Annotated in this window: 23 protein-coding genes; 10 read left to right on the top strand and 13 right to left on the bottom strand. The window is 71.1% G+C overall.

The window, feature by feature from the left end:
• The 4 genes from BMW88_RS22720 to BMW88_RS22705 all read right to left on the bottom strand — a co-directional run.
• Positions 1-719, bottom strand: a 719-nt coding sequence (locus BMW88_RS22720; protein ID WP_089953644.1) for a hypothetical protein, incomplete at its 3' end; no start/stop codon positions are given.
• 124 nt (positions 720-843) lie between these two features.
• Positions 844-2,550 carry an AfsR/SARP family transcriptional regulator gene (locus BMW88_RS22715; protein WP_089953643.1) on the bottom strand — a complete coding sequence of 569 codons (1,707 nt, stop codon included), beginning with the start codon at positions 2,548-2,550 and terminating at the stop codon, positions 844-846.
• Between the two features lie 51 nt (positions 2,551-2,601).
• Positions 2,602-3,795, bottom strand: a complete 1,194-nt coding sequence (locus BMW88_RS22710; protein ID WP_089953641.1) for a protein kinase domain-containing protein — start codon at positions 3,793-3,795, stop codon at positions 2,602-2,604.
• Positions 3,792-4,487, bottom strand: a complete 696-nt coding sequence (locus BMW88_RS22705; RefSeq protein WP_143116198.1) for an AfsR/SARP family transcriptional regulator — start codon at positions 4,485-4,487, stop codon at positions 3,792-3,794. The genes BMW88_RS22710 and BMW88_RS22705 overlap by 4 nt, the downstream gene beginning before the upstream one ends.
• 143 nt (positions 4,488-4,630) lie before the next feature.
• Here BMW88_RS22705 and BMW88_RS42025 point away from each other — a divergent pair, with 143 nt between their 5' ends.
• Entirely contained in the window at positions 4,631-5,440 is an 810-nt protein-coding gene (locus BMW88_RS42025) for a hypothetical protein (protein ID WP_089953639.1), read from the top strand.
• A 5-nt stretch (positions 5,441-5,445) separates the two neighbouring features.
• Complete coding sequence (locus tag BMW88_RS22695) at positions 5,446-5,868, top strand: hypothetical protein (RefSeq protein WP_143116197.1); 423 nt, start codon at positions 5,446-5,448, stop codon at positions 5,866-5,868.
• 132 nt (positions 5,869-6,000) lie between these two features.
• Here the strand turns inward: BMW88_RS22695 and BMW88_RS22690 are convergent, their stop codons facing one another.
• Positions 6,001-6,483, bottom strand: coding sequence for a hypothetical protein (locus tag BMW88_RS22690; protein ID WP_089953635.1), 483 nt, complete (start codon positions 6,481-6,483; stop codon positions 6,001-6,003).
• Positions 6,484-6,493: 10 nt separating this feature from the next.
• Here BMW88_RS22690 and BMW88_RS22685 point away from each other — a divergent pair, with 10 nt between their 5' ends.
• Positions 6,494-9,430, top strand: a complete 2,937-nt coding sequence (locus BMW88_RS22685) for a hypothetical protein (RefSeq protein WP_143116196.1) — start codon at positions 6,494-6,496, stop codon at positions 9,428-9,430.
• A gap of 65 nt (positions 9,431-9,495) precedes the next feature.
• Complete coding sequence (locus tag BMW88_RS22680; RefSeq protein WP_143116195.1) at positions 9,496-9,954, top strand: hypothetical protein; 459 nt, start codon at positions 9,496-9,498, stop codon at positions 9,952-9,954.
• Between the two features lie 120 nt (positions 9,955-10,074).
• On the opposite strand, the gene BMW88_RS22675 is transcribed toward BMW88_RS22680, so the two are convergent.
• The 7 genes from BMW88_RS22675 to BMW88_RS22640 form a co-directional block, all read right to left on the bottom strand.
• Complete coding sequence (locus tag BMW88_RS22675) at positions 10,075-10,701, bottom strand: TetR/AcrR family transcriptional regulator (protein ID WP_089953680.1); 627 nt, start codon at positions 10,699-10,701, stop codon at positions 10,075-10,077.
• A 5-nt stretch (positions 10,702-10,706) separates the two neighbouring features.
• Complete coding sequence (locus tag BMW88_RS22670) at positions 10,707-12,215, bottom strand: hypothetical protein (RefSeq protein ID WP_089953632.1); 1,509 nt, start codon at positions 12,213-12,215, stop codon at positions 10,707-10,709.
• Between the two features lie 934 nt (positions 12,216-13,149).
• Positions 13,150-13,569: a MarR family winged helix-turn-helix transcriptional regulator gene (locus tag BMW88_RS22660; protein WP_089953628.1), complete on the bottom strand. Its 420-nt coding sequence runs from the start codon at positions 13,567-13,569 to the stop codon at positions 13,150-13,152.
• A 35-nt stretch (positions 13,570-13,604) separates the two neighbouring features.
• The gene (locus BMW88_RS22655) at positions 13,605-14,615 is read right to left on the bottom strand and encodes a CE1 family esterase (RefSeq protein ID WP_089953627.1); all 1,011 of its coding nucleotides are present in this window, start codon (positions 14,613-14,615) and stop codon (positions 13,605-13,607) included.
• 15 nt (positions 14,616-14,630) lie between these two features.
• Positions 14,631-14,990: a DoxX family protein gene (locus BMW88_RS22650; protein WP_218148172.1), complete on the bottom strand. Its 360-nt coding sequence runs from the start codon at positions 14,988-14,990 to the stop codon at positions 14,631-14,633.
• 112 nt (positions 14,991-15,102) lie between these two features.
• On the bottom strand, positions 15,103-16,122 hold the full coding sequence (locus BMW88_RS22645) for an aldo/keto reductase (protein WP_089953625.1): 1,020 nt from the start codon (positions 16,120-16,122) through the stop codon (positions 15,103-15,105).
• A 151-nt stretch (positions 16,123-16,273) separates the two neighbouring features.
• Entirely contained in the window at positions 16,274-17,176 is a 903-nt protein-coding gene (locus BMW88_RS22640; protein WP_089953624.1) for an NAD-dependent epimerase/dehydratase family protein, read from the bottom strand.
• Positions 17,177-17,320: 144 nt separating this feature from the next.
• Between BMW88_RS22640 and BMW88_RS22635 the strand changes: the two genes are divergently transcribed.
• From BMW88_RS22635 to BMW88_RS22610, 6 genes are all read left to right on the top strand, one after another.
• A complete protein-coding gene (locus tag BMW88_RS22635; RefSeq protein WP_089953622.1) occupies positions 17,321-17,917 on the top strand; it encodes a TetR/AcrR family transcriptional regulator in 597 nt (198 codons plus the stop codon).
• A 128-nt stretch (positions 17,918-18,045) separates the two neighbouring features.
• Positions 18,046-19,170: a sensor histidine kinase gene (locus BMW88_RS22630; protein WP_089953621.1), complete on the top strand. Its 1,125-nt coding sequence runs from the start codon at positions 18,046-18,048 to the stop codon at positions 19,168-19,170.
• Positions 19,167-19,826 (top strand): response regulator, encoded by a 660-nt coding sequence (locus tag BMW88_RS22625; protein WP_089953619.1) that lies wholly within the window; start codon positions 19,167-19,169, stop codon positions 19,824-19,826. Before BMW88_RS22630 ends, BMW88_RS22625 begins: the two co-directional genes overlap by 4 nt.
• Positions 19,827-19,960: 134 nt before the next feature.
• Entirely contained in the window at positions 19,961-20,380 is a 420-nt protein-coding gene (locus BMW88_RS22620) for a hypothetical protein (RefSeq protein ID WP_089953617.1), read from the top strand.
• A gap of 14 nt (positions 20,381-20,394) precedes the next feature.
• Positions 20,395-21,123, top strand: coding sequence for an ABC transporter ATP-binding protein (locus BMW88_RS22615; RefSeq protein WP_089953616.1), 729 nt, complete (start codon positions 20,395-20,397; stop codon positions 21,121-21,123).
• 8 nt (positions 21,124-21,131) lie between these two features.
• Entirely contained in the window at positions 21,132-23,564 is a 2,433-nt protein-coding gene (locus BMW88_RS22610; RefSeq protein WP_177221243.1) for an FtsX-like permease family protein, read from the top strand.
• 59 nt (positions 23,565-23,623) lie between these two features.
• On the opposite strand, the gene BMW88_RS22605 is transcribed toward BMW88_RS22610, so the two are convergent.
• Positions 23,624-25,246: an alpha/beta hydrolase gene (locus BMW88_RS22605; protein WP_143116194.1), complete on the bottom strand. Its 1,623-nt coding sequence runs from the start codon at positions 25,244-25,246 to the stop codon at positions 23,624-23,626.
• Between the last annotated feature and the right edge of the window lie 688 nt (positions 25,247-25,934).

Below are 25,934 nucleotides of genomic sequence, written 5' to 3'. Positions count from 1 at the left end.
CGGCGACCGAGGCCCAGACCCACGTCGATGCCGAGGTCCAGGTCCAGGCCGAGCAGGCCGCCCTGCCAGGTCCGGAACGAGCCGCAGGCGGCCGGCGAGGTGGCCTCCAGGGGCAGGGACGGGTCCAGGTCGCTGGGTGCGCTGCCGTCGTAGGCGCCGCTGCGGTTCGGGTCGATGCCGTGCACGACCAGAACCGCCTTGCCGTTGCGGATGTTGCTCGCGACGTCGGCGGTCACGGTGATGCTGCGCCGGTAGTCGTAGGAGGTGCCGCCGGGCGCCGGGAAGCGGTCGACGGCCAGGCCGCTGGCGGGGCTGGTGTCGCCGCTCGTCGTCAGCGAGGTGCCGATGTGGCCGTAGAAGGGATGGCCTTCGGTGGTGTTGACGATGCCGTCACCGCTGGTGTCGGCGCGTTGGGACGGGCAACGCCCCTGTGCGCCGATGTGGATGTGCTGTGCGTGCGGGGCGTCGGCGAGCACTCCGCGCACCCGGAAGGCGATGTCGACCTGGTTGCCGCGCAGGACGAGGGCTCCCTGCCCGGAAGCTCCGCTCCGGTTGAGCTGCCGGAGCTGCACGGTGGCCACCGTGGTGCCGTCGTCGCGCCCGGCTCCGGTGCCGTGATCGCCCTCGTGGGCCGAGGCCACCGCGGGTGAGGCGAGAGCCATCCCCAGCGCGAGCACCGGAACCGCCGCACGTGCCGCTTTGGTCTTGAACGCTGTCATCGTTCGTTCCTCCTGTGGGGTCGAAACGATCTGCCCTACAGGAACTCTTCGGCGCCGGGCCCGATGCGGATTGCCTCAGCACGAAGAAATCCGCACCCCGCTTCGGGTTCGGCGCGGTCCATGCTCACACAGCGGTGAGTTCGCGCAGCGTCGGTGTCACGTGATGGGCGTAGTCGCGCACCACGGGATGAACGGCATAGCGACCCGACGACGGTTCCACGACCAAGTGGCGGTCGAACAGGTACTCCAGGACGCGGTCGGTCCCGCGGGCGTCCAGCCCGCCGTCCGGCGCGGCAGCGACCGCGTGCAGCAGGCGGCGCTGGCGGTCGTCCAACTCGCGGTAGGCCGGCTCGACCAACGCGACCGCGGTGCGGGTGGTCTCCTCGCCGAGCCGGGCGGCGAACCGCTGCGCAGTCCACTGTGGACGCGTGCGGTGGAGCGCCGCGGCCGCCCTGATGGCGGCGGGCAGTCCGGCGGTGCGGCGAACCACCTCCCGCACGACGTCGTCATCGGGTGTGCCCGCGGCGGCGCGGAACAGGGCGGCGGTCTGCGGCGCTGGCAGCGGCAGCAACGTCACCGGCTCGACCGCGTCCAGGCGGAGCGCACGGGTGCGAGTGGTGATCACGACCATGCAGCCGGCGCTGCCGGGCAGCAGCGGGCGGACCTGGTCGCCGCTCGACGCGTCGTCCAGGACCAGCAGCACGCGCCGGCCGGCCAGGTGGGCGCGCCAGGCCGCCGCTCGTTCCGCGACCGCGTCCGGGAGGTCGCGCACGCCCGCGCCGCGCAGCAGCCGCGCCAGCAGCTCGTCCGCGCCGAGCGGCTCGCCGTCGGACGAGCGGAGGTCCACGAAGAGCTGGCCGTCCGGGAACTCCCCGGCGATGCGGTGGGCGGCGTGCACCGCGAGCGCGGTCTTCCCGACACCCGGCATCCCGTCGACCACGACCACCGGCACGGTGGCCGTGGCGGACCGGCTCGACTGGACCAGCTTCGCCACGTCGCGGGAGCGGCCGGTGAAGTCCGGCACGTCCCGGGGCAGGTCGCAGCGGGCGCGCCGGACCACGGATTCCTCGAGGGCCTGCCGGTGGGCTTCCGCCAGCGCTCGACCGGGGTCGACGCCCAGCTCGTCGGCGAGCACGCGCCGCGCGTCCTCGTACGTCGCCAAGGCCTCGCTGCGGCGGCCCGCGCGGACCAGGGCCAGCACCAGCCGTGCCCACGGTCCTTCGCGCAGCGGGTCCGCGGTGGTCAGCTCGCGCAGCGAGGCGATCGCCTCGGTGTGGCGCCGCACGGCGGTCAGCGCGTCCGCCAGCGTCTCGCGGACCTCCCAGCGCAGCTCCTCCAGCTCCGCCACCACCGGTGCCACGACCTCGTCCGGCAGCTCGGCGAACGGCCTGCCACGCCACAGCGCCAGCGCGGTCTCCAGGTGGCGCACCGCCTCGGCGGCGTCCCCGCGCGCCATCGCCTCCCGCGCATCCCCGGTGCACCGCCGGAAGTGCTCGACGTCCACCTCGCCGGGATCCGCGCACAGCCGGTACGCGCCCGCCCGCGCTTCGATCCTCGGCCCGCTGGCGGGCGCCGGCGTCAGCTCGTGGCGGATCTGCCAGACGTAGCTCTTGATGTTCGACAGCGCCGACCGCGGCGGCACCCGATCCGGCCAGACCGCCTCCACCAGCCGATCGCAGTCCACCCACTCGCCCCTGTGCATCAACAGCGTGACCAGCAGCGCGGCGGGCTTGCGCGCGATCCGCCGCGGGCGGTCCTCACCCGGTACTCGCATCTCCAACGGTCCCAGCACGCGGAACAGCACCTTCGCACCTCCGGCTACCCCTGCCATCACGACCGGAACTGTCACAGGGCGACCATGAGGATTTGATGACAGAGCCCGTCAGGCCTTGCAGGTGGCCCCGCGGATCGGCTTGGGCGGGGTTTCCAGCACGCGCGCCCCGTCGGTGGCCTGGACGAGGAAGCAGTACCTGCCCGTGCTCTCCACAGGAACGCGCATCGAGCGGTTGTGGGCCATGAGCACCCGCGGCTGCTGCTTCTCGGCCGCCACGACGACGGCGAACGTGAACCCGTCCGGCGCCTGCCAGGCGAGGTCGACGTGGGCCCCGCCGTCGACCGGGTCGGCCAGCGTGAGCGCGACCGGCGTGGTGACCGGGCTCGGCGCGGTCGTGGACGGTCGCGCGGACGCCGCCGAGGGTGGACCGGTCAGCTGGTTGTGGACGAGAACCGGCAAGGCGACGAGCGCGGCGGCGGCAGCGGCGACCCCGGCCACGGTCCGGACGCGGAACCGTCCGCGCTTCGCGGGCTCAGCGGCCGCGGTGCCGCGGTCTTCGGCATCGGGCTCGGGCTCGGCCGGTTCGGGTTCGGGTTCGGGTGCGGTCTGCGGCTCCAGCAGTGCGGCCAGTTGCCGGACCACGACGTCGACCGTCGACGGGCGGTCCGCGGGGTCCTCGGCGAGCAGGCGGTTCACCAGCTTGACCAGTTCCGCGGGGCCGTCCTGCCACTGCGCTCCCCCGCCGGGCGGGAAGCCCGTCAGGGCGAGGTGCAGCACGGTGCCGACCCCGTACAGGTCGGACCGCTCGTCCATCGTGCCGTCGCGCCTGGTCTCCGGCGCGGTGTACTCGGTAGCGGCCGGCGGGAAGGCGCGGCGCAGTGCCACGCCGAAGTCCGCCACCACCGGCGCGCCGGACGGGTGGAACAGCACGTTGTGCGGCGTCAGGCCACCGTGGACGACACCGAGGCGGTGTGCCGCGGCGATGGCCGTGGCGACTGCGTGGCCCACCGCCACCGCGTCGGGTTGCAGGAGCTTCCCGGTGTCCGCCACCAGTCCCGCCAGCGACGCCGAGCACAGCTCCATCTGCAGCGCGGGCTGGCCGTCCCCGAGCCGCACCACCTCGTCGACGGGCAGGATCGGCGCCTCCGCGCACAGCGGGGCCAGTGCCGTCCGTTCGCGTTCGAACGCGTCGAGCACATGCTCGGCCACCGGCGGGTACGCCTTCAGCGCCAGGTAGAGGCCGCCGTAGACGGTGGCCACGGGACCCGTGCCGATCAGGTCGAAGTCGTCTCCGCCGGTCATCGCGCGTCCCAGGAGGGCGTGCCGGCCACGCGGGCCGCCTTGCGGGACGCGGCCGCGGCCTCGATCGGCCGGCCGGCGTGGGTCAGCACCTCGACCAGGCGCAGCCAGGTGCGTTCCCGTTTCGGGTCTTCCGCGGTGAGCGCCTGGAGCAGCGTCACAGAGCCGGCGGTGTGGTCCATCGCCACCAGGGCGTCCACGAGGTGGTCCAGCGCCGCCCAGCGCAACCGCGTCAGCCGCTCGGTCTCGGCCCGGCTGTGGTAGGTGTTCAGCGACGCGAACGGCGTGCCCCGCCACAGGTCGGCCGCGGCGCGGAAGCAGCGTGCCGCCGTCTGCGGGTCGGTGGCCAGCACGGCCCGTCCGTCGTGGACCAGCCGTTCGAACACGATGCTGTCCAGCTCGCCCTCGCCGATGTTGAGCCGGTGCCTGCCGCACATGCTCTCGATGCGCGCCGACGTCTCGCCGAACAGCGGTGTGCGCCTGCACAGGTCGTGCACGTACGGCCACAGCTCCTTGGCAGGAGACGGTGAGGTCCGGTCGGGCCACACGGCTTCGGCGAGGCTGTCCGCGCTCACCCACGTGTTGGGGCGCAACAACAACGCGCTCAGGACGTGCTCCGCGGCCCCGGCCGGGATGTCGGCCCTGCGGCCGTCCACGTGGACGACTTCGAGCGGTCCCAGTACGCGGAACAGCATGTCCGCCACCTCCTTCACCTCTCGATCGGCGACCGTAGGACGGGGGTGTCCAGGAGCGGTTCAGCCAGGCCGCCCACCGGTGCACTCGTTCTGCACCGCTCGGTGTGACCGTCCTCGCCAGGTGTCAACCGAAGCGAGGAGCCATGGAAGAGTCGGGCAACGGCAGCAACCTGAAGCGAGCGGCGCTGTACGGCGTCGCGGGACTGATGACGGCGGCGATCGGCGCGTCGACGGTCAACGTGCTGGCGGCGGACGACCCCAAACCGGAGCAGCGGCAGGCGGCTCAGCCGGCGTCGTCCGCCACCCCCAAGCCGGCGGCGCCCACCCCGCCCCAGGCACCGAAGCCGGTGCCCGTTCCGCAGGCGGAGACCGCACCGGCCGCACCGGAACCGCCGACCACACCGGAACCGCCGGCCGCACCGGTCAGCGCACGTCCGGTCGCACAGCCCTCCGCGCCGCGCGTGGTGCAGCCCGTTGTGCAGAAACCGGTGCAGGAACCGGTGCTGAAGCGACAGGCCGTAGCCGCCGTCCAGGCCGAGGAGCCGCCCGCACCGCCGGTGGCCCACGCCCAGGTGCAGGCGAGCGGGGGAGGCAAGGCGGAGGTCTCCCTGCACGTGCCGTCCCCGAAGCCGGTCAAGAAGCCCTCGCCGACGGACGAGGCCCTGAAGAAGGCGAAGTCCGAGGCGACTGAGGCGAAGAAGAAGGTCAAGCACGCCGAGAAGCAGCTGACCGAGGCGAAGAAGGACTACGACAAGAAGAAGGACGAGATCAAGAAGGTCCAGAAGCAGAAGCACGAGGAGAAGAAGGCGAAGAAGCCCAAGCCGCCGGTGGAGCCCGTGCTGACGGTGAAGACCTCACCGGACATGGAGAAGCGGCTGAAGGTGCACAGCAGCAAGCACAAGTCCGGCAAGAAGGTGACCATCACCGTGTCGTCGTCAGCGCACAGCGGGTGAGCGGCATGCCCACCAAGCGACTGTCATTCGACGAGTACGGAACCTCCACGGCGGAGGACGAGTTCACCGAGGACACCACCCCGTCGTACGACTCCTACTACGTCGTTGTGCCGGGAGACGTGTGGCAGTCCGAAATGGACTCGGCTCCGGACGACATCGACGACGACGAGGAGGACGAGGACTGGGACGTGGACCTCGACGAGGACCACGACTACCAGCCGCCTCGGCGTGAGCCGATGAGCAGTGCCAAAGCGGGCAACATCGGCGGGATCTCCGCGGCCCTGGTGGCGGGGGCGATCCCGGCTGCGTTCGTCGACCTGCTGCCGGCTGCCCTGGCAGGTGGCCTCGCGGCCGGCCTCTTCGGCGGGCTCATGGGTCGTTCCCTCGGAATCGAGCTGCACCAGCGCAGGAAGCGCCGGCTGGTGTGACGGTTCCACCGGATAGCAGTCTCGAAGGAGGTTGTCGGCCGTGTCGTCAAACGGGGGCAGGTTGGGCAAAGCGGCGCTCTACGCGGCGTCGGGTGGTTTTCTGACGCTGGCGTTCGGCGCACTCGGTGGTGGTCATGAGGCAGAGGCCGCGCCGAAGCCGCCCAGCGCGAAGAGCACGCGCGCCGCTCCGCCGAAAGCCGCGCCCAAGCCGAAGTCCGCACCGAAGAAGGCCGCGCCCAAACCGAAGGCAGCGCTCAAAAAGGCGACACCCAAGCCCAAAGCAGCGCTCAAGAAGGCCGCGCCCAAGCCCAAGGCAACGCCCAGGAAAGCCGCGCCCGAACCGAAAGCCGTCCCGAAGAAGGCGGCACCGCAGAAGGCGGCACCGCAGAAGGTGGCGCCGAAGCCCAAGGCCGAGCTGGAGCCCAAGGCAACGCCCAGAACCACCGCCGCGCCGAAGCCGGTCGCGAAGCCGACGCCGGAACCGGTCGCGAAGTTGAAGGCGCAGAAGCCGAAGCCGGTGGTGAAGGCCGCGCCCAAACCGAGGGCCGTGCCGAAGCCGGCACCACCGCGCGCCTCGAAGCAATCACCCGCGAAGCCGGCGAAGGCGATGTCCACCGGCCAGGGTGTGAGGTCGTCGGCTGCGAAGCCGCGTGAGGTCAGGCCGGACAAGCCTGCGCCGCGCAAGCCGGCGGCCGGTGTCCCGTTGGCTCAACGGCTGCCCGGGTCCGCTCGACAGCCCGGCGCCAAGCCCGCGCCCGCGACGGCCGGCGAGCGTCGTGCGGCGCAGGAACGCGAGCAGGCCCGGTCGCGGTTGCTGCGGGCGAATCCGGACGCCGCCCCCCGTCCGGGTCCGCGGCAGTCCGCGGCCGCGCCTGCGACCATCGCCGAACGGCTGGCGAGTCAGAAGGGGGCCGTGCGGAACAAGGCGCGGCAGACCAGGGCGCGGCAGACCAGGGCGTTGGCGAACCAGCCGACCTCGATTTCACCGCGGGCGTGGGAGACCCGGCAGCAGCGGGCGGCCGAGGCCCAGCAGTTGGCGCGGCAGCGACAGGCGACCTCCCTCCCGAAGAAGGGACGAGGAACCGCGGCCACGCCCGCGGCCAACGCCCAGCGGGCGGCCGACGCCACCTTGCAGGCGCTGCGACGGCAGAACCCCGCGCCGCAGGCCAAGCAGAACCCGCACATCGGCCTGCGAGCCTTGGAGGTGCGGCAGGAGATCGAGCGGGCGGCGGCCCCGGCCAGGGCCGAGGCCGATCGGCTGGCGAAGCTGCGCGACGCCGGTGCCACCGGTTCGCCGCGGGCGTGGGAGACGACGCGGCGCCGCGCGCAGGAAGCGGAGACGGAGGCCAGGCGCTTGGAACGCCTCCGCGACCTCGCTGCCAAGACCGCGCCGCGCCCGGCACCCGCTCCTCCTCCCCCACCACCCCCGCCGTCGTCCCTGGCCCAGTGGGAGGACGCGATCGAGGCAGGGGTGGCAGAACACCTGGCCGGCGCCAGGCAGTGGGCCGAGGACGAGGTCAACCGGGAGAAGAACGACCCGAACAAGGCCGCCGACCCGGCGACTCTCGCGCGGCGGGGTGCGGCCGGCGCCCTCAGGGCGGCGCACGACGGGGCGCAGGCCCTCCTCGGCGCCTGGGACACGCTCGACCGGTCGGCCGAGGGTGACCTGCAGGCCCAGCGGGAGCTGGAGCAGGGCGCCGCCGACGTGGCCAACGGCGTCGCGGGAACCGTCAACGACGTCGTCACCGATCCCCAGGGGTCGGCGGACAGAGCCGTCGAGGGCGTGCAGCAGGCGGTGGAGGACTTCAAGGAGGCTCCGGCAGCCAGCACGGGCGCCGCCATCGCCGAACTCCTGAACCCGGGCAAGGTCACCAAGCCGTTCCGCGCGGCCGGCGGCGATGCCGACGCGCCGAGCCCCTCGCGGAGCGGTGGGAACTCTTCCAGGTCCGGCACCGGCCAAGCCGGCGGCACACCTGGTGGCGGCACACCGAACACCGGCCGGCCGCGCGAGGACGCGGCACGACCACGAGGCAGTGGCAACAACACCGCTCCACCCACCACCCCACGCGCCGCCGACCGCAACGCTCCCCCTGCCTCCCGTCCCACCGACCGGCCGTCGCGAGATGCGGACGACGACGTCACCGCACCCAGGTCCCGGCCCGGCGCGGTCGGCGACCCCGCGAAACCCCGGACACAACCGGAACGACGTACTACAGAACCGGAACGACGTACTACGCAACCGGACCGGCGAGCTTCCGAACCAGACCGCCGGACTCCCAAGCCGGAGCGCCGGGCTCCCGAACCAGACAGCCGGACTCCCAAGCCGGAGCGCCGGGCTCCCGAACCAGACCGCCGGGCTCCCGAACCGGAGCGCAGGTCCCCCGACCGCGAAAGGCCCGAAACACCGCGGACGTCGCCGGACCGGGACAAGCCGGACGCCCCCGACACCACCCCGCGCGAACCGGACACCACCGGAACGAAGGCGCCGGGCAAGCCGGAAGCCCCACGACGACCGGGCGGACCGCCCGACCGCGAAGCACCCAGCACCCAGGAAGGCGAGCCGCGGTTCGAGGACCCGGCCAACCCGGACAGCCTGCCCGACCCCGAAGCACCGGACCTCCCGCGCAAGGCGCCCGGCGGCGACAACCCGATCACCCCGGAGAAACCGGCACGGCAGGAGGCCACGCCCAAGCAGTCCGACGAATCCGGCCGCGCACCAGAGCGCCAAAGCCCGGAGATGCAGACCGGCCGCGCCGACGACCGCGCGTCCGAACGCGACGGTGAGACCGAGGCGGCACCTGACAGGCAGCGCGTCGACCTGCCCGGCGCCCCCGAGTACCGCCGCGCCTGGACGTCGATCGACAACTTCCGCAGCTACATGCTCAACGTGGCCGATCCCGAAGTCCGGGCGCGCTTCGAGTCGGAGTTCGCCGACCGCATCCGCGAGCTCCAGTCCGGCCAGGCCGAGAAGTACAAGAAGCTGTGGAAGGAACTCTTCCCGCACAAGGCGGACGAGCGCACACCCCCGCAGGCCGGAAACCGGGCCGAGGAGGTGATCCGGGGGTTCACAGCGGACGCCGACGAGCTCATGAACGACCTCTCGGACTTCGCGGCCAGAACCGGCCGTCCGGCGCTGGCCGACGGCAACCTGGCGCGCACCCTCGATCGGGAAGGCGCAGCGGCCTGGGAGAAGTCGTTCCGGGAGACCCAGGCCAAGATCGACGAAGTCCTCTCCGGGTTCACCTACCACGGCCGGGAGATCGGGTACATCGGCAGCATGCGGACCGGATTGCGCGGTCCCCACAAGGGAAAGACCCGCTTCGACCCGTACGACTTCGACGTCGACCTCTACGTCGTGGTCGACAAGAAAACCTTCGAGAAAGTCCGCGCCGAGCACCCGCACCTGGACAGCGACGACAGCAAGATCATGCCCGACGACACGGAACCGGAAGACCTCGTCCGCCTCGGCAAGCAGATAGGCAGGGCACTCAAGGAGAAGTTCCCGCACGTCCGCGGGATCGAGGACTCCACGATCGCCCTCCGCGCCGAGGAGCCCTGGTAACATCGCCCTGATTTCCGTGCGACCAAGGCACTTCACTCTTTGACGACCATCACGGGAAGAGTTCGATGAAGCGACAGAAGATATCCTTCAACGCCCGAGTGGACACCGACGAGGCCTTGGACCAGGTCGCCACCCGCGTCGGACAGGCGTTGAACTGCACGTTCGCCGAAGGAGAATTCCAACGGTGGTACGCGGAGGTCGCACACGTCTTCGGCCTCAAGATCTCGATCTCCGGCGTTGTCGGAATCGGAGGCAAGAAGGTGGCCAAAATCGTCGGTGGAGTCGCCGAGGAGGGCTTCCTCTACGCACCGGACGGCAGCGACGACGTCGAGTACGACCGGGTGGACATCAGTGCCTACGTGGTCGATCTGCTCACGATCCGCACCGGGCTCGAGTGGTACCGGCCCTCCCCTGAGGACCTGGCCGCAGAACGCGAAGCAGCCCGCGGGTTCGACGACATGCTCGGCGGGGTCAGCTCCTCGAGGTCGAACACCGGCGAAGAGAAGAAGCTGGACGACCGGTAGCGAAATCAGGCCGAGGCCAGGCGGTACCGGTCCCGTCCGGCAGCTCACGGACGCGGTCGGTCGCCTCCGGAGCGATGCCACCGTGGCCGAAGTTCCCGGCCGCTTTCCGTCCGTGCAGCACTACTTCCTCGCCCTGCGAACCTTGCCGAGCAACGCCCGACGCGCCACCGGTCCGAGGTCCTCGACCACCTCGAGCAGCACCGCCAGGCTGTCCAGGGTGTCAAGGGCCAGGTTCGCGCCGGCGGGGTCGATGCCGTCGAACAGTTCGAGGCCGACGAATCCCGCGCACACGGCGCGTGCGAGTCCGGCGGTGTCCACGAGCTCGGCCAGTGGAGAGCCGGCGAGCAGCCGGTCCAGTGCCTGCTCGACCGGTGTGATCCACAGGCTCAGCGCTGCCGCGGTCGTCCGGGCGAGGCGGGGATCGGCCTGGGCGCCCGCCAGCATCTGGGCGAGCACCTTGACGTTGCCCGCCGAGCGTTCCTCGGTGTGCACGTTCCTGCCCGCCTCCAGCAGCTGGCGCAGAGTGGTGATCTCGCTCAGCTGCTCGAGGAACGGCGCCACCCTCGCCTCGGTGGCGGCCAGGCACGCCGCTTCGAGCAGCTCGTGCACGCTGCCGAAGTGGTAGAAGACGAGAGCCTGGTTGACGCCCGCGGTGGCCGCGATCGTCCGCGCCGAGGTGCCGGCGATGCCGTGCTGCCGGATCGTCTCGATAGCGCCGTCTATCAGCCGTTGCCGGGTGTCAGCCATGGTCGTCACCGTAGGCGCGCGCACAGGTGCGGGCGCGCGAGGGTCAACGCGGTCGCGGTGAGCACGACGCCCGCGAACACCGGTGCCAGGTGGAGGAAGTCGGTGTAGTGGATGACGCCGTGCACGAGAACGGCGGGCAGGAAGCCGAACACCGCGGCCGCCGCGAGTGACCACCACACCCACGACTCGCCGCGACGCCACCCCCAGGCGCTCAGCAGGACGATCGCGACCGCTGCTGCCATCAGCGCACCACCGAAACCCGCGCGGTCGTGTGCGATGAACGAGACCAGGCGAGGGCTCAGCGCGTCCGCTTCGACGTTCAAGAAGACCAGGTCACTGGGTACGAACACGTCGGTCAGGCCGACGACCGACACCACCGCGCCGCCGATGAACAGGCTGGCTCCGGTGCACAGCATCATCAGCTGACCGACCAGGGCCTTGCGCCGCTCGCCTTCCGGCCCGTCCGGCATGACCGTCCACTGTGGTCGATTCGGGGCGCGCCAGGTGGCGAGCAGGAACATCGGGAACAGCATGACCGTCACGGCGGTGTGGAGTGGCTCGAGGAATCCGAAGCCGAGGAAGTAGAGCAGCGACGGAAACCCGATCCAGCCCGACGCGAGGTATGCCTCCCGTGCCCACCCCCATCCTCGGCGGATGCCGCCCACCGCGAGGCCCGCGTAGAGCACGCCGATGGCGATCATCGTGCCGGCCATGGCGATCCGGTCGTGCCGCAGGAAGGGCACCAAGTGGTGGTTGAGGGCGTGCAGCTCGTCAAGCCCCATGCCGAGGAAGTCGCGGTCGTACCACAGCAACACCGGTCCGAGCGTGATCGCGGCGGCCCCCAGCCCGGCGACGATCATGCCGAGGCTGACCAGCAGCCCCCACCACCACGCGGGCCACCTGCGGGGGTCCAGGCCCACGTGACGGGGTGGCGATGAAGTGGGGGTGGCGGCCTCGAACACCCTCGTGAACCAGCCTGGTCCCGCTTCGACCAGCACCGAGGGGGTGGCCAGCACCACGGCGGACGGGTCGGTCAGCGCTTCAACGGCCGCACTGACCGATGACGATGTCACGCAGACGACGTCGGGTGAGCCGACCGTGCCGATAGCGTCGACGTCCGCGGCCAGTGCGGCAGCCACCTCCGGGGCGTCGGACCCCACGACCAGCGGAACCCGCCTGCCCACGGCAGCTTCGCGGATCGCGGGGACGTCGGCGAGGCTGACCGGTGTCACCCAGATCGATCCCGCGCCCACGAGCGGCAACGCGCGCATCGCGTCCCGTGCCACGGACGGCGGCACGACCGCGCCAAGCCGGCTGCGCACCGGGATGCCGCGGACATCACCGGCCAGGTGGGCAGGTGGATGCCGGTGGCCGAGCATCCGCGCGATCAAGCGGCCGCCACCGGGAAGCGAACCGACCGCACCGATGAAGCGGAGGGCGGTGCGCTGGGATCGGCGGGTGCCGAGCAGGGTGGCGGCGAAACCGCGCAACGGGTGGTACGTCCAGTCAGGCATCCGGCGCCGATCTCGTCAGGCCTCGATGAAGTGTGACCACTGCACCGGCGGTGACGACACGTCTGGTCATGCCTCTCCCCCTGTTTGAGCGAGTGCTCAAACAGGAGAATACGCAGTTTTGAGCACTCGCTCAAACAGGGGCACTCGGGTTGACCTCGCCCGCCCCGCGGGAACGAGGCCGCGTCACGGATCGCGTCGTGGTTCGCGACGCGACCGGCTCCGTCGTGGAAGACCCGCCGTACCAGCAGGAGAGCTGACCCGTTCCGACCGTCCGGCAGTTCTGCCTGAACACCGGGCAGCCACTGGTCCGCGTCGACGACCGGCGGCGTGTCCGCCGCCGCGAGGACCTCGGCCAGCCGCCGGCGTTGCAGCGCGTGCCCGCCGGCGATCGCAGCCGGTCGGTCGACCACGCCCTCCGCTCGTCCGGGCAGGGTGTCCCGATGCAGCAACACGCCCTTGCTGGCGTCGTCGAGCCGCATCAGCAGGCCGGTCTCGTCGATCGTGAAAGCGTTGGGAACGATGAAGGTCAGGTCCGCCACCACGGCGCTCTCCCGCGCCGCCCGATCGGTCGGGCGTTCCAGCCGCACTCGGCCCGCCGTGTTCGGCGACCAGCTCGAGTGCCGGGGGAAGTCCGGAGCGCACCGCCCGGTGCAGTTCACGGGCGCGCTCGCGCAGCTGTTCGACACCGGGCCGGTTCGGCAGAGGGATGACGGGCACCACAACCTCCTGGTTCGGGCCTGTGGTCCGCAATGCAGGCCGCGCGAGGAGGTGATGAGCACTCGCCGGAGTACACGCTCCTGAAATCGGTGGGCTCAGCCCTTTCCGCGGCCCCGGAGGCGTCCCGAACGCCTGCCGCCACCCTATCTGGCGAGCAACAGCCTCACGGGCCGTGCGATTCCGGGTAGCGTTCGAGCACGCGTCCGGGCCGATGGCGCTACGCGTTGTCGATCGCCTTGGCGAGCAACGCGTGCAGCTGCTCCTGTTCCTCGAGCGTCAGACCGGCGAGAGGCGAATGCCTCATCACGGTGGTGAGCAGCCGTTCGCGAACTTCTTCACCCGCCTCGGTCAGGACCAACGTCCGAGTGCGTCCGTCGCGAGGATGCGGACGCCGCTCCGCCAGACCCCGCTGCTCGAGCTTGGCGCTCAGCAGCGTGACGTTCGACGGGTCGCAGTGCAGCAGGCCCGCGATGGCGCGCAGCGACAGCGGATCGGCGTCCGGTTGCAGGAGCCAGAGGACGTTGGCGAGCGGACCGGTCAGGTCGAGCCGGTCCAGCGCCTCCTGCATCCGGCCCGAGATCTGCCCTGCCAGCCACATGGTCTGGTTGAGCAGCGACGCTGCCAGTTCCTGCGACATCCGACCGCCTTGCCTTGACTTTCTCCAGGAGAAACTCAGCCTATACCCGTGGCGGACGCGAAGAAGTCCCAGATCGCCGTCGGTGCGTCGAGGTCGTGGCTGGTCGGCCCCATGATCCTGGCGTAGCGGTGATGCTCAGTCGGGATGACATGACCACCGCCCTCGATCGTGTACTGGACGACAGGGGCCTTGCCGGGCTCGCGGTAGACGGCCTCCCGCACGACGGTGCCAGTCGCCCCGTCACGGTGGGCGAGCGCGCGGGCGACGGGTGCGCCGGTCATCCCGTTGACTCGCACGAAGGTCCGCGCGGTGTCGTCGGCGGACATCACGCGGCCGCGCGGCGAGAAGCCGAAGATGGTGACCTCACCGCCCCGGAACGGTGAGATCGGATCGGCGGTACCCGCCATCGTGAGCACCGGCACCGAGGTGGTCATCGGCGCGCACGAGCTGTCCTCGGCGACGGGGAGGTTGGCCGAGACCGCGGCGATGCCCGCGAGGCGGTCCGGCATCTCGGACGCCAGCCGGAACACCATCTGGCCGCCGTTGGAATACCCGGCCGCGAAGAATCTCGTGTCGTCGACGCCGTGGCGTCCGTGCAGATCCGCCACCAGTGCGCGGACGAATCCGGCGTCGTCCACGTTCTCGCGCCGCGCGGGGGTCGCAGCCACCCGGCGGCAGTCGTTCCAGCCCTGCTCGTACCCGTCGGGATAGGCGACGGCGAACCCGTGGCGATCGGCGAGGACGTCGAAGCCGTACCCGGTGTTGCGGCGGATGGCCGCACCGTCCTCGAAGGACCCGTGCAGGACGACCAGCAGCGGCGCTCCCGGAGCGAGCCGCGCCGGAACGTACGCGGTGTAGGACCGCTCCCGGTCGCCCACGGCCAGGCTCGTCGAGAACACCTGCCCGGACAGGACCGGAACCGCGGGCGCGGGTGTCCACACCAGATAGCCGTAGAGGCCGAGCGCGGTGGTAGCCAGCGTGGCGATGACCACGACGACGGCCAGGGCCGCACGCCGACCGCCGGAAATGACGTTCTTGCCAGACATGCCGTTCCCCCGGTGCTAAGCGGACGCGACGCGCAACAGCAGCGTGACGACCGCGAGCACGGCCAGGACAGCGGCAGGTGCCCACCGGCCGGCGGCGTCGCCCGCCCGGAGGTGGAAGACCACGGCACCGCACATCAGCAGGACGACTCCGGCGGCGGCAACGACCCCCAGCGCGGCCCAGGCCAGCCCGATCAGCAGCCCCGCGGCAGCAGCGGCTTCGACGACACCGATCAGGCGGTACCCCCGCAGCGGGACACCGAGGTGCGCGGCTTCGCCGGCGACCGCCTGCCCGCCCGCGACCTTGCGCGCTCCGCTGAACAACAACACCGCCGCCAGCAGACAGCCGAGTACCAGCACGGCAACGAACACGGCCACCTCACCACGGTCCGGTCATCGATCCGACACCCGACATACTTGAGCATACCCTTGATAAAATCAAGCAGCGGGGTGGCCGGATCTCCGACCCCGGCAGTGGTCGCGTCCGGGTCTACCTGACCCGTGCGGAAACTTCGTCCAGCACGGCCGTCTCGTCCGCGGTGAGCTCGAACTCCGCCGAAGCCAGCAGGGCAGGGAGCTGGTCGGCGGTCCGTGCGCTCGCGATCGGAGCGACGACACCAGGACGCCCGCGCAGCCAGGCGATCGCGACCGTCGACATCTCGACTCCCCTTGCGGACGCGATGTCCTCGACCGCCTTGACCACAGCGAGTCCCGCCTCGGTGAAGTACCGGCCGGCGAGAACACGACGGACGATCTGCCCGAACTCCTGCCTGTTCCTGCGGTTCTTGCCGGTGAGGAACGCGCCGATCAGCTCGAAGTACGGCACCGCCTTGCGATACGGGCCGATCCGGCGGTACTTGCCGGTGAGGAAACCGCTCGCCAGGGCGAAGTACGGCACTGCCACGATCCCCTCCTCGGCCAGCACGGGAGCGATCTCACGCTCGTAGCGGTGACGCGTCACGAGGTTGTAGTCCGGCTGCACGACCGTCGGCGGCTCATACCCCTCACGGCGGGCGATGCCGACCCACTCCCTGATCCTCGGAGCGGTGTAGTTCGACAAGGCCACCACACGGATCTTGCCCGCCTTGTGCAGCGCGTCGAACGCTCCGGCGGTTTCGGCGAGCGGGGTCTTGGGGTCGTCGAAGTGGGCGTAGTAGACGTCGACGTGATCGGTTCCCAACCGGACCAGCGAGGCCTCCAGGGCCGCCGTGACGTTGCCGGCGGCCAGACCCTTGAACGCGGGGTGCCGGCTCACCTTGGTACCGATGACCAGGCTGTCGCGGTTCCCGCGGGCGGCCAGCCAGGAACCGATGATCGTCTCCGACTCACCACCGGAATTGCCCGGCACGTCCGCGGTGTAGCTGTCCGCGGTGTCGATGAAGTCCCCCCCGCCCGCGACGAACGCGTCCAGCACCCGGTGCGAAGCCTTCTCGTCACTGGTCCAGCCGAACGTGTTCCCGCCGAGCACCAGCGGGAACACTTCGATGCCGGAGCGACCGAGTCGTGCCATCGGAGATCCTCCCGTGGGGAACGAGGGAATCCGATGTCCCTCCGCCGGACGCAGGTTATCGGCCCCCGCAAGGGGTCCGCGCCGCATGGCGTTCCGATCGACCGGGGACTTCCGCATCGACGGTGGCTCTTCCCAGACAGTGCGAACCGGCTCAGCCGACCTCGTCGCGGACGGCGGTGTCGAGGTCGGTGGCGCTCAGGCCGAACGTCTCGGCCGTCTTCGTCGCGTCCAGGTGGAAGGGCGCGTACCACTGGTAGTCCATCTCGGCCACCTCCCGGGCCGCCGGCACGACCAGCCCCGCCGCGCGCATCACGAAGCGGGGCATCTGCACCAGCTTGAGCGGCGATTTGCCCGCGGCGACGGCATAACGCCGCGCGAGGTCGCGGATGGTGACGGCCGGCGGTGACGGCACGTGCCAGGCCCGGCCCCACGCACGATCGTCTGCGGCCAGCGCGACAAGGGCTCGAGCCATGTCGCCGTTGACGGTGAAGGAGTGCGGCACGTCGAGGTGGCCGGCGATCCACGCCGGCCTTCCCTTCTCCAGGGCCGGCTTGATGAACAACGGGTAGATGCCGTTGGCGCCCTTGCCGATGAAGTCGGAGCCGCGGACCTCGACCGTGCGGATGCCGGCGGCGAGCGCCTGTTCCCACATGCGCCTGCGCAGCCGGCCTTTGCGCCCGGCAGCGGTCATGGGGGTGTGCTCGTCCATCCGGCCACCGGGCTGCGGGCCGTAGGCGTAGAGGCCGCCGGTCAACGCCAGGATGGCGTCGTTGGCGCGCGCGGCGGCGATGGCCGCCGTCTGCAGAGGCGGCAGCAGTCGTTCCCACGTCGTGTACGACGGCGGGTTGACGCAGTGGTAGATCACCTCCGCGCCGCGGGCCAGCTCGGTCAGGCGGGACGGGTCGGACGCGTCCGCGGCGACCCGGTCGACCAGCGGGTGTTCGGGACCGGAGCCGCTGCGGGTGACGATCCGGACGCTCTCGCCACGCCCGGCGAGCAGGCGGGCGACGTTGGTCCCGATGGAACCCGCGCCGAGAACGACGTGCTTGGCCACGACAGACCCCTCTTCCTCGATCCGGCCGAGCCGGACCTAACACTGTTAGACTTTCTAACGTCGTTAACTCTGCTGCACGCGGACGGATCGGTCAAGGGCGACGACCAGTGTTCGAGGACACCACCGGAAGCGGAATGGCGGAGCATGCCGGCCAGCACGAGACGAGCCCGCGAACGCGCGAACACCCACCAGCGGATCATCGAGGCCGCGCTGCACGTCCTGGAGGACGAAGGCGTCGCGGCCCTCACCATCCGGCGCATCGCCACCGACGTCGAGTACTCCGCTCCCATCGTCTACCGGCACTTCGCCAACAAGGACGCGCTGCTGCTGGAGCTGGTCGCGCACGGCCACCGCCTGCTGCTGGCCGAGTTGCGCCACGCCGCGCAGGAACGCGACGTGGACCGGCGCATGAAGCGCGTCGCGGCGGAGTACGTCCGGTTCGCCGGCGAACACCCGCACCTCCACCAGGTCATGAACGCCCCCGTGGCCGACGAGGACGAACGCCGGCGCGCCGTCGAACCGGCCATCGCCGCTCTCCGCGACCTGCTGACCGCCTGGTCGGCCGCGCACGGCGTGGACCTGGCCGATCCGGACCAGGCGTGCGAGATCATCTGGGGCACGCTGTACGGCATCGCCTCGCTCGGCCACACCGGCACCGACCGCGCCTGCCACCTCGCGGAAGAGGCACTCCGCGCGATTCTGCTCGGCTGGCGGACCGAGGCGCCGCGCGACTCGGGCTGACGTGGCGTGCGGGAGGCGGACACGATCGCGGATCACGGCCATCGGGAATTCCCGGATCGGTTGATGTGAGCGGCGGTGGACCACGCCGCGCGCACCGCCCGGCCCCGAACGCTCTACTGTGGACCAGCATGGAAGCGCTCTTCCCCGCTCACTGGTGGTGGTTGCTGCTCGACCTCGCGATCGCCGCCTTCATCGGCGCGTTCGCGCTGCAGTACCTGAGCGACCCGGTCACGGCGCTGATCGGTCTGGTCATGGCCGCGGTGGTGCTGCTGCGCCGCCGACGCCCCGTCCTCACGATGGCGGTGGTGTCGGCCCTGGCCGTGGTCCAGCTATTGGTGGTGCGAGACCTCACTCCTTACGACATCGCCGTGCTCGTCGCGATGGCCGCGGTGATCACCCACAGCTCGTTGCGCGACGCCTATGTCGCCGGCGCGGTGATGGCGGCGGGTCTGGTGCTGGCGTGGTTCACCGTCGAGACCAAGGTGGACGACCCGGTGGTGCTCGGTCTGGTGGTGGCGTTGTGCGCGGTGGTGTGGCTGGTCAGCCTGGTGCTGCGGCAGCGGAAGGACACGGCCTCGGCCTACGCGGACCGGGCGGCCACGGCCGAGCGCGAGCGTGATCACCTGGTGCGGCTCGCCGCGGCGACGGAGCGGGCCGCGATCGCGCGGGAGTTGCACGACGTCGTGGCGCACAGCCTGGCGGTGATGATCGTCCAGGCCGATGGTGCGACATTCGTGGTGGACAGCGACTCCGCCAAGGCCAAGGAGGCGCTGCGGACGATCGGGGACATCGGGCGGGACGCGCTGGAGGACATGCACCGGATCGTCGCCGTGCTGCGGACCGGCGACGAGGACCCCACCCGGCGGACCGGGCTGGACCAGCTCGAGGTGCTCGCCGAACGGGCGCGGTCGGCCGGTGTCGGCGTGCGGCTGCGGGTCGCCGTGGACGGGATCGGTGCGGCCGAGGAGCTGACGGTCGTCCGGTTGGTGCAGGAAGGCCTCACGAACGTGCTGCGGCATGCCGGGCCGGGCGCGTCGGCGGAGATCGACGTGCGGGCGGACGAGACCGGGGTCGAGTTGTCGATCACCGATGACGGCGCCGGTACCGCCGTCGGCTCGACCAGTGGCGGCAACGGGTTGGTGGGCATGCGGGAGCGCGTGCTGTTGCACAGCGGACAGTTCTCCGCGGGTCCGGTGGCCGGTTCCGGCTGGCGGGTGCACGCGGTGGTGCCGAGGAGGGCCAAGCAGGTATGACGATCCGAATCGTGCTGGTGGACGATCAGGAGCTGGTCCGCGCCGGGTTCGCCATGATGGTGTCCGCGCAGCCGGACATGGAGGTGGTCGGGCAGGCCGGGGACGGGCGGCGGGCGCTGGAGGTGCTGGCGTCGGTCGAAGCCGACGTCGTGGTCATGGACCTGCGGATGCCGGTCATGGACGGGGTGGAGGCCACCAGGGCCCTGCAGGAGCGCGACCAGCCGCCGAAGGTGCTGGCGCTGACCACGTTCGACACCGACGAGGACGCGTTCGCGGCTTTGCAGGCCGGGGCGAGCGCCTTCCTGCTGAAGAACTCACCGCCCGGCGAGCTGTTGTCCGCGATCCGGATCGTCGCGGCCGGGGAGTCCGTGGTGGCGCCGCGCGTCACGCGCCGGCTGCTGGACCGGTTCGCGGGCAACCTCGCGCCGGACAACCGCGGCGAGAAGCGCTACGAGGTGCTCACCGAGCGGGAGCTCGAGGTGTTGCGGCTGGTCGCGGAGGGGTTGTCCAACAAGGAGATCGCCGAACGGCTGTTCGTGTCGGAGTCGACGGTGAAGAGCCACTTCGGGCGGGTGCTGATGAAGCTGGGACTGCGTGACCGCGTGCACGCCGTGGTGTTCGCCTACGAGACCGGGCTGGTGCGTCCGCCGAACTGACGAACCGGAACGCCCTGGACCAGTACCACGGTACTAGACGGGTGTGGTCTGGATCTTGGACCTGGAGCCGATGTGGCGCGGGGTCCGCGGCAGAAGAATTGTCCTCGTTGAACACACTGCACGGAGGAAATTCGATGAGCTCGGACACCCGGAAGAAGACACTGCGGATCGCCGCTTTCGCCGTCGTCGCGATCGTGATCGTGGCCGGCGTGGGGTTCGGCGTGCACTACGCCTGGCAGGTCTCCCGCGGGCCGACCCAGGCGTCCAAAGAGGACTGCGAGCTGGCCCAGCAGCTCTACGACCGCGCCAAGCAGGTACCGTCCGACCCCGCGCAGGCCCAGGCCCTGGAGGTCGAGCTGCGCAAGATCCGGTACGAGCAGTTCGAGAACGACGGCATCAGCACCGAGGTCGGCCGGTTCATCATGTGGCAGGTCAACGAGGTCACCGGCGGCGCGCCGAACCCCAGCCGCGCGGACTACGACGACATGGTCTCGAACGCCCAAGGCCATTGCCGCGGCGAACTCGTGCTGAACATCCCCCGCTACGACTACTGAAACCGGGAAGCGACATGGTTTTCGCGGTAGAAGCGCGCGCCCTCGTGAAGGTCTACGGCAAGGGTGACGCGGGCGTGCGGGCGCTGGACGGGGTGAGCGTGGGGTTCGAACGCGGTGGTTTCACCGCGATCATGGGCCCGTCCGGCTCCGGCAAGTCGTCGCTGCTGCACTGCCTGGCCGGTCTCGACGCGGTCACGTCAGGGCAAGTGCTGGTGGGGGGCGTGGACATCACGGCGTTGTCCGACCGCGAGCTGACCGGGGTTCGGCGTGATCGGATCGGGTTCGTGTTCCAGGCGTTCAACCTGCTCCCCCAGCTCACCGCCGCCCGCAACATCACCCTGCCGCTCGACCTGGCCGGTCGCCGGGCCGACCGGGAGCTGATGGCGGGCGTGGTCGAGGTGCTGGGGCTCGCCGACCGCCTGGACCACCGGCCGGCCGAGCTGTCGGGCGGTCAGCAGCAACGGGTCGCGCTGGCGCGGGCGCTGGTCGCACGGCCGGAGGTGGTGTTCGCCGACGAACCGACCGGCAACCTCGACTCCCGCTCCGGCCTGGAGGTGCTGCGGTTCCTGCGCACCTCCGTGCGCTCCTTCGGGCAGACCGTCGTCATGGTCACCCACGACCCGGAGGCCGCCGCGTGCGCGGACCGGGCGGTGCTGGTGGCGGACGGGCGGATCGTCGCGGACCTGCCGAACCCGTCGGCGGACCAGCTTCGTTCGTTGCGGCCTCCGGCGGGCGCGCGATGAGCGCGGCGGTGATCCGGACGCAGCTCAGCGGCATCGGGCGGCGGCCGGGACGGTTGGTGCTGACCGGGTTGTCGGTGCTGGTGGCGTGCTTCCTGGTGTTCGGTGCGTTCTTGGCACGTGACATCGCGGTGCGGGCGACGGCGGACGCGTTGAGCACGACCCCGATGGCGACCGACGTCGTGCTGTCGGTTCGCGGTGGCACGCTGTTCAGCGCCGAGCAGTTGGCGCGGGTGCGGGCGACGCCAGGAGTGGCGGAGGCAGTCGGCCGTGTGGAGTCGACCGTGCGGTTGCGCGGGGTGCAGCGCAGCCACCTGACCGTGGTGTCCGATCCCGGATCCGGGCCGTTGTCGCGGATCCGGCTGGTCAGCGGAGCGTATCCGGCCGGGCACGGCGAGGTGGCGGTCGACAGCAGGACCGCGGGCCGGTTGTCGGTGAGCGCGGGCTCGCGGATCGCGCTGGAGTCCGGCGAGGTGCGGGTGACCGGGGTGGTCGACGCACCCGCCGATCCGGGTGAGCGGGCGTACACGCCGGACTTCGTGGCGGCGGCGCTGGGCGGCACGGAGTACCCGCGCATCGACATCCGGGCCGCCTCCCCCGTGGCGGCCCGGCAACTGACGTCCGGGCTGTCGCAGGTCGTCGATCCTGGCCAGACGGTGCCGATGAGCATCCGGTCCGGTGCGGCGGCGCGGGCGGCCGAGGTGAAGGACGCGGCACGGCAGATGGACCGGGTCTTCGAGCTGATCGCGATGTTCGTCGTGGTGTCGGTGGGGGCGGCGGCACTGGTGGCGACGGCGACGTTCCGGATCGTGTTCGCGCAACGGATGCGGCAACTCGCGTTGCTGCGCGCGGTTGGGGCGCAACCAGGTCAGCTGGTGCGGGCGTTGCTCGTCGAGGGCGCGGTTGTCGGGCTGGTCGCGGGGGTCGCCGGGGTGGTGGCAGCTCAGGGAGCCGGCTACCTCGCCGTGGTGGTCGCGCGCTCCGCGGGGACGGCGTTGCCGATGCCGGACGTTCCGGTGGGTGCGGGCATCGGCGTGGTGATCGGTGCGGTCCTGTTGACGGTGGCGGCGGTGACAGCGCCTGCGTTCGGTGCCGCGAAGGCAGCGCCCTTGCAGGCGTTCCGGACGTCCAGCACGTTGTCGGCGGAGAGCCGGATCGGCGCCTACCGGCTGGTGCTCGGCCTGGTGCTGGGCGTTGCCGCGGTCGGGTCGGTGGCGGTTCTCGTGGGTTCGTGGCCGTCCACCGAACCGGACGGGGACAGCGGGCTGGCACTGCTGGCGCTCGCGGCGATGGCGACGTTCGGTGCGTTGATCGCGCTCGGTCCGGTCGTGGTGCGGCCGGTGCTGGCCGCGGTGAGCTGGCCGCTGCGCCGGTTCAGCACGGTCGGTTCGCTCGCGACCGGAGGCGTGGGCGCCGCGCCGCGCCGGGCGGCAGGTGTGTCGGTCGTGGTCGCCCTGGGCGTGGCGTTGATCGTGGCGACGATCGTCGGGACCAGCGGCATGACCGCCTACCTCGACGCCAAGCTCGCGATGCGGGCACCCGCGGACCTGATCGCGTCCGGTTCGGACGCCGGAGTGGACGCAGCTCAGGTCGCGGCGCTGCGGGGTGATCCGGCGCTGGTGGACGTGACGGCGTTCCGCACCGCCGAGGTGCCGATCGGCTCGATGAGCGGCCTCGCGGTGGACCTCGACCCGGCCGCGCTGCCGGTGTTGCGGTCGCTGCTCGAGGCACCGCGGCCGGGCGAGGTGGTGCTGGCGCAGTGGGCGGCGGACTCGCTCGGCGTCGGTGTCGGCTCGCGGGCGTCGCTGGGCCCGCTGTCGTTGACCGTGCGGGCGGTGCTGACCGCGGACGGCCCGTTCGCCAGCGCGGCCCTGCTCTCCCCCACCGACCTGGACCGCCTCGGCGCGTCCGCTCCGGTGGTGCTCGCCAACGCCCGTGGTTCCGGCGAAACCGGCCTCATCACGGCGCGCGACGCCGTGCGACGGCTCGTTCCCGGCACCGACGTGAGTCTGCTGGCCGACGCCCGCACCCAGGCGACGGGTCAGGTCGCCGGCCTTCTGGCCGTGGCGCTCGGACTGCTCGGGCTGACGGTGCTGATCGCGGTGGTGGGTGTGGGGACGACGACCGCGCTCTCCGTGCACGAACGCACCGGCGAGATCGGTCTGCTCCGCGCGCTCGGCCTGAGCAGGGGTGGCGTGCGGACGATGATCGCGAGCGAAGCCGGGCTCTACGGAGCGATCGGAGCGGCCCTCGGGCTGGTGCTGGGCGTGCCGTTCGCGTGGCTCGCGGTGTCGGCGCTCGACCTCGGGGTGCCGCTGACGTTACCGCTCGGACAGTTGCTGGTCGTCGTGGCCGCGCTGGTGGTGATCGCGGCTGCGGCGGGGTTGCTGCCGGCGTGGCGGGCGGCACGGGTGAGCCCGGTGGCCGCTCTGGCGACCGAGTGACATCGCGCTGCCCCGCGGAGGCTTCCTCCGCGGGGCAGCGCGGACAGCCGGTTGCGCGGTCAGCCGCGCGGCAGCTTCGGACGGGTGGCGAGTGCTTCCAGTTGTCCGGCTGGCGAGCCGGCGGACTTGCCGGAACGTGCCGGTTGTCCGTCGGCCGGCACGTCCGGTCGTGGTGCGCCCGCACAGGTGGATTCCTTGGGCGGGAGGGTGCCGTGGATGAGGTACTCGTCAACCCGTGCAGTCACGCAGGCGTTGGAGATGTAGACGCCGTGGCTGCCATCGTCCACCACGGTGATCAAGTGGTTGCGGAGCTTCTTCGCCATCGCCGGGCCGCCCTCGTACTTCGTCGCGGGGTCGAACTCGGCCTGCAGCACCAGGCCGGGCGGGTTGCCCCGGCGCTGGATGTCCACGGGTCGCTCCGGCGGGGTGAAGCTGCGGAACGTGCACGGGGTGGGCGCGGCGGACATCGCTCCTTCGCCGTAGGGGTACTTCTCGCGGAAGATCTTCATCTGCCGGTAGTAGTGGTTGAGATCCGTGGGCCAGTCCCGTTCGCAGGTCACCGCTTCGTACACGCCGATGGCGGTCGCCGGCTCCGCGGCCTGCGTCATGATCTTGAGCGCAGCGGCGGCGTCCGGTGAGAGCTCGCCGTTCTTCAGCGCTTCCTGGAACTGGATGAGCAGTTTGCCGAGGACGTCCCAGCTTGGCCTGCTCGAGCCGTGCATGCCGAGGATCCACTGGTCCAGCACGTCACCGTCGACCGAGGTGACCTCCGGTGGGCCGCCGTCCCAGGGAACCGGCGTGCGCTCGAGCTGGTCGCGCAGCTCCTCCACCGTTGCCCGGACTTCGTCCGCCGTCCTGCCGAGCCCGTAGGTGCCATGGCGTTGCGCGGCCCAGGCCATCCACTCGTGCACGCTGGCGGTGATGGACATCGCCTGGGTCTTGCTGGCTTCGTAGTAGGACCAGTCGGGGTGCATGGAGGAGTCGAGCACGCTGCGGTTGAGCTTGCCGGGGAACAGACTCCCGTAGACGGCGCCGAGGTAGGTGCCGTACGACATGCCGAAGTAGTTGATCTTCCGCTCGCCCATCGCGGCACGGATGACGTCCATGTCCCGTGCGGTGTTGGCGGTGCTGACGTGCTTGCGCAGCTCACCACCCGCGCGCTGGCACATCTGCTCCCGCTGACGCGCCTGTTCGGCGATCACCGCCAGCTGCGCGTCGGTCGGCCGGGTCGGCCGCTCAGGAGCCTGGTCGGGAACCTCGCACCGCAGCTCGTCCTTGCTGAACCGCGTGCCCCTGGGGTTGAACCCGATGATGTCGAAGCTCTCCACCACGGCGGAGAGCTTGGCGAACCCCTTGGGGAAGAACGCGCCGGAGACACCGGGTCCCCCGGGATTCGTCAGCAGGGCACCCTGTCGTTTCGCGGGGTTCCTGGCCTTGATCCTGGTCGCGGTGATCTCGAGCATGCGACCGCCTGGATCGCGGTAGTCCATGGGCACGAGGACCGTGCCGCAGTCCATTCCGGACCACTGCTCCTTCCAGAAGTCGGCGGGGACGCCGGGTGGCACCGGTGGGTCGCACGGGGCCCACGCGATCCGCTGGTCGTAGAACCGGTCCAGGCCGGCGCCCGCCTCCTCGGCCCCCGCCACAGGCGTGATGAGGCCGAGCAGTGCCCCTGTGGCCATCACCGTGCTCAGCACCCTGATGGATCGATGTCGCTTCCGCACAGCTGCGCCTCTCCGTCGTGGTTGATCTTGTACGAACGAGGCGAAGCTATCGACGGTGAGATATCGGCCAGATAAGCGTCTGTGTGAACGTGAACAGAGAGCGCCCGGCCAACGAATCCGTGCACACCGCAGCTTCCACCTCGGCGCCAAGACGTCGTACGACCGAGCCGCCACACGTCCACGAGGGGCCGGGCAGCGTGTCGTGGATCCGGTTGAACTCCCAGATCGAGCAGGACGCGAGACCGAGCGCACTCTCCGGCAAGATCAACGCCGCCTTCCGGCAGCCACGACGCCGAAGGCCCGTTCAGTCCAGTTCGGACTGAACGGGCCTCGTCGCGCCGGCGACCACATCCGGTCACCGGACTTCGGTCGTCCAGCAATGCGCAGCGCCGGAAACCAATGATCTCCACTCCCACCGCAAGCGTCCCGCACAGGTCGGCTTCCCACCGCCGGGCGGTGAACCGAATGCCCCTTGGTGCCCGTATTCGTGCACCGCGGTGCACGCATCAGAACGCCGCTCCACCGCGGACAAGTCGTCAGAAGTGCTGAGAGGCAACAGAAAAGCGAGCCGCGGAGCTGGGACGCTGACGGCAGCACCGCTCCGACCTTCGGGCACATGAGTCCTCGGCGGCGAGGTAGCGTCGAA

The organism is Lentzea xinjiangensis (genome assembly GCF_900110955.1).
Lineage (GTDB): Bacteria > Actinomycetota > Actinomycetes > Mycobacteriales > Pseudonocardiaceae > Lentzea > Lentzea xinjiangensis.
This window is presented reverse-complemented; position numbering and strand designations above follow the sequence as displayed.